Annotated in this window: 9 protein-coding genes; all 9 read right to left on the minus strand. The window is 31.1% G+C overall.

Features of this window, described 5'->3' with window-relative positions; all coding sequences use genetic code 11:
- A partial coding sequence (locus tag KHW44_RS03445; RefSeq protein ID WP_304066008.1) for a GTP-binding protein occupies positions 1-153 on the minus strand: 153 nt, incomplete at its 3' end.
- A 378-nt stretch (positions 154-531) separates the two neighbouring features.
- The gene (locus KHW44_RS03450; RefSeq protein ID WP_304065987.1) at positions 532-723 is read right to left on the minus strand and encodes a hypothetical protein; all 192 of its coding nucleotides are present in this window, start codon (positions 721-723) and stop codon (positions 532-534) included.
- Positions 724-921: 198 nt separating this feature from the next.
- Positions 922-1437: a helix-turn-helix transcriptional regulator gene (locus KHW44_RS03455; RefSeq protein ID WP_304065990.1), complete on the minus strand. Its 516-nt coding sequence runs from the start codon at positions 1435-1437 to the stop codon at positions 922-924.
- A 446-nt stretch (positions 1438-1883) separates the two neighbouring features.
- Positions 1884-2474 (minus strand): DUF4435 domain-containing protein, encoded by a 591-nt coding sequence (locus KHW44_RS03460; protein WP_316095120.1) that lies wholly within the window; start codon positions 2472-2474, stop codon positions 1884-1886.
- 8 nt (positions 2475-2482) lie between these two features.
- Positions 2483-3511 (minus strand): AAA family ATPase, encoded by a 1029-nt coding sequence (locus KHW44_RS03465; protein WP_304065993.1) that lies wholly within the window; start codon positions 3509-3511, stop codon positions 2483-2485.
- A 43-nt stretch (positions 3512-3554) separates the two neighbouring features.
- A complete protein-coding gene (locus KHW44_RS03470; RefSeq protein ID WP_304065996.1) occupies positions 3555-3956 on the minus strand; it encodes an HpaII family restriction endonuclease in 402 nt (133 codons plus the stop codon).
- A 217-nt stretch (positions 3957-4173) separates the two neighbouring features.
- The gene (locus tag KHW44_RS03475; RefSeq protein ID WP_304065999.1) at positions 4174-5505 is read right to left on the minus strand and encodes an RNA-binding domain-containing protein; all 1332 of its coding nucleotides are present in this window, start codon (positions 5503-5505) and stop codon (positions 4174-4176) included.
- A 285-nt stretch (positions 5506-5790) separates the two neighbouring features.
- Positions 5791-7323, minus strand: a complete 1533-nt coding sequence (guaA, locus tag KHW44_RS03480) for a glutamine-hydrolyzing GMP synthase (RefSeq protein WP_304066002.1) — start codon at positions 7321-7323, stop codon at positions 5791-5793.
- 8 nt (positions 7324-7331) lie between these two features.
- Complete coding sequence (locus tag KHW44_RS03485) at positions 7332-8927, minus strand: ABC-F family ATP-binding cassette domain-containing protein (protein ID WP_304066005.1); 1596 nt, start codon at positions 8925-8927, stop codon at positions 7332-7334.
- Positions 8928-9099: the final 172 nt, after the last annotated feature.

The following is a 9099-nucleotide window of genomic DNA, read 5'->3' on the forward strand; positions in this document are numbered from 1 at the left end:
ATAGTCAGAAACTGTGTTTTTGTCCTCAACTTTTCCGACTCTGTTAATCACATTGGTTAAGTATAGGCATGCTTCAGTGAGTTGAGTTTTTCCACTTCCGCTATGCCCAACCAAGCTAAGATTTCTAATTTTGTTTGTTGGATAAGATTTCATAATTGTGCCTCCTATTATTTATAAGAAAACATTTGCATTTTTGTTACATAGTTTATTAACCAAATTTGATAAGTAAATTTGCCAAACAACATTTATAATATCGTTTTCAAAATGACCGCAACGTTTCTCTTATATTATTAAAATATATATACCCAAAAATCAAAATTCCTAACACAGAATAAAACAATTTACAAGAATTCTTAATTTCGTATTTATATTTTAAATAGGATATTTTATTTTGCTTAAAGCTAAATCTAATGTCTTCCATCTATATAACAGGTATTTTTTTGTTCCTCTCACATCATTCTATCAACACACTTAAGTGTGCAAAAAAAGCACAGCTAAGATCTAACTGTATAAATCAATTAGTGTGCTTAATTAGTCTAATATTTCGATTGATTTAATATCTGATTCATAAAAAATCCAAATATCTCCATCAACTCTCATCTCTAGCCCATCTTCTTCGACTTCATAATCATCTTTTGCACAATAGTGTGCATACCCATTATAGCTATTTCCCTTTATATCAGTTAATCTAATATATTGTGCATTGTATTCTAATAATTTCACATTCTACTCCTTTCTTTTAATATATGTTGGAATTAGATGCACTCCACTCTTACTATAGTGTATAGTAAATCCATTTATGTTTATTAGTTATTGTTTGTAACATCATCCCTGTATTTGGAAATTAATCAATCCTCTTTAACTTTATATAAATTAGGATCACACCTGCTGTGCAGGAACTATGCTAATTATATCACACTACTATGTTTTTAATTTCTTATTAAAAATATAAGCACAAATTGTGCAAATCACAAAAAGTAATGGCGCAACTCTGACAAATCCCCATTCAAAACTCTGTAGTATAAATTTCATTATCATTGTATTTGAATCTGTTATTTCCCATTGTAAATAACTGCTTTTCATGAAAAACAAGGATATGAACACAACCACAATTAGCACGTCGAATGCGATAAATATATTTCTGTAAATCGTAATTTTCTTTTGTTTATTTTCGAAAAATTGCAGATTGATTTCTTCAAGTTTATCAGATAGTTTATCTAATTCTGTTTTGTGTACTTCTTCTACATTTTCTCCTAATAGAACGCTTACAGATGTGTGCAAAATTTCCGATAATTTTATCAAAGAATCAGAATCGGGAACGGACAAGCCTCTCTCCCATTTCGAAACAGTCTGTCTGACAACGTGCATTTCATTTGCTAATTGTTCTTGTGACAATCCATTTGATTTTCTAAGTGATTTGATATTTTCATTCAACATATTAATACCTCTTTTCTTTCTGTGTCACAATAATACACTAATTTCTGCCGTTGCCACAAGAAACTAAAATTAACATGGTAAAAACCCCTTGATTTTCAGCTTTAATCACTAAGTTAATATAACTTGCGTATTCGTGATATAAATGATAAACAATTATTAGTTTTAAAATATTATATTATATATATTCACCGCAACTATTATAATTTGTTTATTTCATTCCTAGAACAACATTTTTTCCACGTAAAAAAGGACAAGCCTAAGCTTATCCTTTGATTAAAATTTTATTCCCATTCTTCTTTCCCAAACGTACAATATATCCCAAACCATTCAAAATACTAGATTTTATTTTTTTAAGTATCACCAAATCCACCTAATTATAGGACATTGTCAGATTTTTAGTCCCGTCCCAGTCCCAGTACCGGATATTATAATTTTATTAACTATGTTTATATTAATGTTTCACCTGAAAAACTCGGTACATAATTTTTAAATATCGCAAATACTTCCTTTTGTTCCTTATTTCGCAAAATAGAAATAACTATATTTAAATAATCATTATTTTGAAAACCAAAATAATGACCTATTGATTTAGATAATCCTTTTTCATTAAACATTTTTATAACTTTTTTATAATTATTACTTATCAGCGCTTCTTCATATGATTTTAATGTTTCTTCATAAATTCTATCGGCATCAATATTTTCAATAGCCTTTTTTAAACTTTCTTTTGTATCAATCTCAGAAATTTCAGCCAAGGATAATTTATGTTTTATCTGAGATACTACATTTTTCTTAATCTGACCACGAATTTGATTATCAAACCTTTCATTTATGACATAATTTTTGATATTACTAAATATTTCATTAAAATTATTGCCTAAATAATCTGATAAAAAACTGATTAGTTCTTCTATAATAAATAGATTTTCAACTTCGGCAACCTTTAATGTGTAAATATTATCTTTCTTTAATTTATTTATTTCATCTTCTGTTCGAAAGTCACGATCAATTAATCCATAAACACTATAATTATGAATCTTTTGGGTTAATTAAAAGATTTTGTTCTCATAATGACTTGCATACAACTTCCACAAGGAATGATAAAATAGTCTGGGTATAAAATAGAATATAATTGAGTGTCAAAACTACTCTCTTCTCCTTCTACAAACAAAATATTTTTAAGTGATCCGAGAATATCAAATAGTAACTTTTCTGGTAATTCATTAGAAATTATTTTTTCTAAATCCCAATTTTCACCATCATAACTCCTTATCCATATCTTTTCTGAGTTTTTATGAGAAGCAGCAAAATTTGTATCATGTGTTATATAAATAAATAAACAATCTTGACGATAATTCTCTAACTGTTCCCATAAAATATTCATTATTGAGTTGTGAAGATGTAATTCAGGTTCATCTATTATTAAAGTTTTATTATCTGGTACGACCAGAACTTGTGACGCTAAATACAAAACAGCTCTCTCTCCATCACTCATTTGATTTGCAGAATACTTCTCAGTTGGTTTGTTTCTTTCATAAGCAAAAAACTTGGAATCTTCAATTAGAAGTTTTCTTTGTGGAAATATACTATTCCAAATATTTATTAATTTATCGAAAACTGTAAATGGAGTATTAGGTTTTGGATAGTTATTCTTTTCAGCTATTTTACAATCATCTAAAAATTTCGATGTCTCATTATTATATAAAGCAATTAATGCTGCTAACACTACATCAAAATCATTTAAAAGTTTAGTGGTGTAAGCTTTTCCAAAATCCCATCTGTATCTCTTATCTTTATTTCGAATTTCATACTCATTATCAGTACCATAAAAAATTCTATTTCTTGAGCATTCATAATTGCTCAAGGGTATATTTTCTTGAAAGTTAAGATTTCTTTGTGCTCCTATTCTATGAACATCTAATAGATCCTCACCTTCAATCCAGGCACCTAATTTACTTTTCCCACTACCATTTGCCCCTATAATAATTATTGAATTATTATTAGTTGTATATTCTTTAAAACCAGCATTAATTGTAGGTAGTTTATAATTATAATTTTTCGCGTTCTTCAACATATTACCCATCCTTTAAACTTATCTTCAAATTCATACAATCATTTTATCTAAATCTGATTTGAAGGTTTAACTTAATAAAATCTTCTCCACCCTCACTATAGACTTCTCCAAATCCATGTCTCGATGTGGATGCTGTTTCATATTTTATATTATTAAGCAGATACTCTTCAAAATAATTTCGATTATAAATATGATATGCTAGTATATCCCATTGCTTGGTTACAATTATATATCCGCCACTAGCTTCATAAATACCATCCCAAATTATTGCTGGTTCCATTCCTAGCGCCACCGCTGTTAAAAACTTTTTAAATTTGTGCCTATATACATTAACATTTCCACAATTCATTGGATTTTCAAGTTCTATTTTCTTTACCATATCTATGCAATTACCGATATTATTTCTATAAAAATATAAAATAGTTTCGGCAATAACATTATCCATTGTTATTGCAATAAGAATTAAGTTGTGCACTTTGAAAGTCTGCTTCTTTTTCTAATTTATTTTTGTTTATATTTTCTTCTTCTAAAACTTGGTCTAATTTTAAAAGCGGAATATCACTTATATTTATAATATTATATCTGAAAAATTATTACAGGTTTAAATTTAAACATATTAAAGTAGATCAGAATTGATATACCTGAAATTAAAAATGGCATTTTCATCTTATGACAATCCAATTTCCATCACGTTTTGACCCGATTCTTTCTATCATTTTCTTTTCTTGTAAAGATTTGAATGTCCTTTCTATAGTCCTCTTTGTCACACCAATTTTTTCTGAAAGTTCAATTGATGTAAAGCTTGGATTTTCTATCAAAAGTTCAATCACTTTCTTTTCAGTTTTGTTCAAACCGACATTCAAACCGACATTCAAACCGACATTTTTATTGTCTATTTGATCAATTACTTCCTGCTCAAAAGGAATAGTACATCTAATATATTTGCTTTCAATTTCGAAAACATCTTTCCCATATTTTTCTACAATCGTCGGAATTCCATGTCCGGTGTGTTCAGTTAGTCCCATATTTAGAAATATCCTCATCAATGTTGCATTTCTAGGCTTACTTATTCCATCAAAAAATTGTTCTTTTGTCATTCCGCTAGGAAGTCCACCATGTGATAATATATCAAGTCTATCATTAAACATTGAAATCTGTGGTTCAGTGATTGTCCAATCGTTATGAACTAAAGCATTTAAAATTGCCTCGTTAACACAGTCAAAATCAAATAGATATGTGTCTTTTCTGGGTCTTACTGTCGTATCAGAAATACATATATTCTCAGCTTGCAATCTATTTTTTATTTTTCCATAAGTCGTTAATATGCATCCATAACCATAATCGCTTCTTTCAGATATAGAAGCTTTATTCTGTCCTTGGAATTTCACAAAAATAAAGGGAATATTATTTTTATCAGATAATAGTTCTGCTAGTAAATTATATTCTCCGGCTTCATTTCTTAAATTCAAATTCGTTTCAAAAGATTTATCGTCCAAATGATAATTTTTTTCCGAATAATATATCTTAAGTTCCCTAAACGATAAATCTGATGAATTTGATTTTTTCTTAAGCATGTATTCATTATCTATAAATTTTTTCTCATATCGAATTTTTATCTGCTCTGGTGTCATCTCTTTGCAGGTTGTTCCGATTCGTATTGTGCATCCAGTAGAGGAGAATCCATATTTCTTTTGACAATAAATATGATAACGCCCTTTATTTATATGAATTACTATTAAAGTTTTCCCTTCATCAAATTTAAGTTCTGAACTAATTTCATCTTGTGGGTTCGGTTCTATTTGACTTGTTATAATATCGGATATTTTTCTAAGAACTTCATCAACTTTGTCTACACCAACTACAACACCATTATCTTTTACTCCAATAATAATTGTTCCTCCTGCACTATTAAGGAAAGATACTATTTCCTTTGTAATTGTATCTGTATATTTTTCTTTTAATTCCATTGTTTCTGACTCTATATATCGGTTCATTGCAGTCCTCCTCTAATATAATTATTATATCATATTTACGACAGTACTAGAATTCAAACCGACATTTTATTGTCGTAATATTTATTTGCTTGCTAAATTCCGTACAATATTGCACGGAAAAAAGACCGCAGTCTAAAACTACGGTCTAATTTTTTGTCCAAATTTAAACCACTTGGAACTATTATTCAATTTATTCTTTTTAACAAATGTTCCCATTTTAATCCCAGTTACAGTTTTTAATCTTCTGTAACCATTGATTTTACAAAGTTTTTTGTTTTTTTGCTACTATTCCCATTCAATTGTTGCTGGTGGTTTGCTTGTAATGTCGTAGACTATTCTATTGATGTGGTCTACTTCGTTGATTATTCTTACTGAAGTTTTGTCTAATACTTCGTATGGAATTCTCGCCCAATCGGCTGTCATGAAGTCTGTTGTTGTTACGGCTCTTAGTGCCAATGTGTAATCGTAGGTTCTGAAATCTCCCATTACTCCTACTGTTCTGTTGTTAGTGATTACTGCGAAGTATTGGTTGATGTCTTTGTCGATTCCAGCTTTTGCGACTTCGTCTCTGAAGATGAAGTCTGCTTCACGCAACACTTCTAATTTTTCTTCAGTGATTTCACCCATAACTCTGATTCCGAGTCCTGGTCCTGGGAATGGTTGACGATATACCAAATATTCAGGCATTTCTAGTTCTAATCCCAATCTTCTTACTTCGTCTTTGAATAAATCGCGAAGTGGTTCGATCAAATCTTTGAAATCAACTACATCAGGAAGTCCACCAACGTTGTGGTGAGATTTGATAACTGATGCATCGCCTTGTCCAGATTCTATTACATCTGGATAGATTGTTCCTTGTGCTAAGAAATCCACAGATCCGATTTTTTTAGCTTCATCTTCGAATACTCTAATGAATTCTTCGCCGATGATTTTTCTCTTTTGTTCTGGATCTGATACGCCTTTTAATTTATCCAAGAATCTGTCTTTTGCATCTACTCTTACGAAGTTCAATTCGTCGTTTTTGAATGCAGCTTCTACTTCGTCGCCTTCATTTTTTCTCATCAAACCATGGTCAACGAACACACATGTCAAGTTTTTGCCGATTGCTTTGGATAAAAGTGATGCGCAAACTGAGCTGTCTACACCACCGGATAGTGCCAACAAAACTTTTTTGTCGCCGACAGTTTTTCTGATTTTTTGGATTTGTTCTTCCAAGAAGTTTTCCATAGTCCAATCTCCGTCTGCTTTACAGATTTCGTAAAGGAAGTTTTTGATTAATATTTTACCTTCAACTGTGTGGTTAACTTCTGGGTGATATTGCACTGCGAAAATCTTCTTGTCCTCATTTGCAATTGCTGCAACAGGGCAAGAATCAGTCGTTTGGATGATGTCAAATCCTTCTGGTTTTTGTGATACGAAATCAGTGTGACTCATCCACACGATGCTTTCGTCACTCATTCCTTTTAAAATAGTACTTTGATTTGAGATTTTGGCGTTTGTTTTGCCAAATTCACGATTTTTTGCTTTTTCAACAACTCCACCAAAATCTTTGGAGATAAGTTGCATTCCGTAGCACATTCCCAAAATAGGAATATTTAATTCAAAAATTTCTTTTTCGATTTGTGGAGAATTTTCTTCGTAAACGCTGTTTGGTCCACCTGTGAAGATTATCCCGATTGGTTGTTTTTCTTTGATAACATCCAAAGCTTTCTTGTAAGGAACAACTTCGCAGTACACGTTCAAATCTCTGACACGACGAGCGATTAGTTGATTATATTGTCCTCCAAAATCTACTACAATAACTAATTGATGTTTCATTTCTACTCCTAATTATTAGTTAAATATTTTTCTATATAGTCTTCATAATTCATTGATACGTCACGATAAGTTCCGTCATCAAATATTTCAATAATTCTATTTGCCACAGAAGATACAAATTGGTGATCCAATGATGTAAACAAGATGTTTGATTTGAATGCGATTAGCCCGTTGTTTACAGCTTCGATACTTTCCAAATCCAAATGGTTTGTAGGTTGGTCAAATACTAAAACATTCGCCGGTGTTACCATCATTTTTGAAAACATCATTCTAACCTTTTCACCACCACTTAGAACGTTGGATTTCTTCAATGCTTCGTCTCCTGAAAATAACATCTTGCCCAAGAATCCTCTGATGTGAATTTCCGATTTTTCTTCGCTGAATTGTCTCAACCAATCAATCAAATTCAAATCGCAATCTTCGAAAAATTTAGTATTATCTTTTGGAAAATACGTGTGAGTGATAGTTTGTCCCCACTTGTATTCTCCAGAATAATCGTCATCATTTCTGTTGATTATTTCAAAGAATTTCGTGATGGCGATTTCGTTTCCGATAAATCCAATCTTATCTCCTTTGTTGACCCTGAAACTCAAATTGTCGATAAGCTTGTTGCCATTTTGTTCTACAGTCAAGTTGTCTACATTTAGAATTTCGTTGCCAACTTCTCTCGAAAGTTCAAATCCTACAAATGGATAACGTCTACTAGATGGTTTAATGTCATCCAATGTGATTTTGTCAAGAAGTTTCTTCCTGCTGGTAGCTTGTTTGGACTTTGATTTGTTGGCAGAAAATCTTTGGATAAATTCTTGAAGTTCTTTGATTTTGTCTTCTTTTTTCTTGTTTTGTTCTTTTTGCATTCTAAGTGCAAGTTGGCTTGATTCGTACCAGAAATCGTAGTTTCCAACAAACATATTAATCTTTCCGTAGTCGACATCCACCATGTGAGTGCACACTTCGTTTAAGAAATATCTGTCGTGAGATACTATGATTACAATTCCCGGAAAACCCATCAAGAAATCTTGTAGCCACAATATTGCCTTCAAGTCCAAACCATTTGTAGGTTCGTCTAGTAACAATATTCCTGGATTTCCGAACAAAGCTTGTGCCAATAACACCTTTACCTTGTCGGATTCTTTCAAATCTTTCATAAGCATAAAATGTTGTTCTGTCGTAATTCCCAAACCTTGCAACAAAGATGAGCTTTCTGCTTCTGCTTCATATCCTCCAAGTTCTTGGAATTCCGCTTCCAATTCTGCTGCTCTCATTCCGTCTTCATCGCTGAAATCAGGCTTCATGTATATAGCATCTTTTTCTTTTTGGATATCGTAAAGCTTTTTGTTTCCCATCAAAACTGTATCCATTACGCTATTTTCTTCAAAAGCGTAGTGATCTTGGTTAAGTTTTGATAATCTTGTGTTCTTATCTATCGTGACATTGCCTTTTGTAGGCTCTTTTTCTCCGGATAAAATTTTGAGGAATGTAGACTTACCAGCACCATTCGCACCAATAACTCCGTAACAGTTACCTGGATTAAAAATTAGGTTAACATCCTCAAATAATTTTTTATCGGGGAATATGACACTTAAATTGTTAACTGTTAACATCTAAATCCCTCCAATACTCACATATTATACCATAAAAGTAATATCAAGTCTTGATATCACAATATTATGAAAATTTTTTTAATTGATAATTTATCATAACAAGTGCAACATAAAATAACTCATAGCTAATCAGCTGTGTTAATATGTAAGTGACCAAACAAAACATATTAAA

This window comes from Finegoldia magna (genome assembly GCF_018371055.1).
Taxonomy (GTDB): domain Bacteria; phylum Bacillota; class Clostridia; order Tissierellales; family Peptoniphilaceae; genus Finegoldia; species Finegoldia magna_I.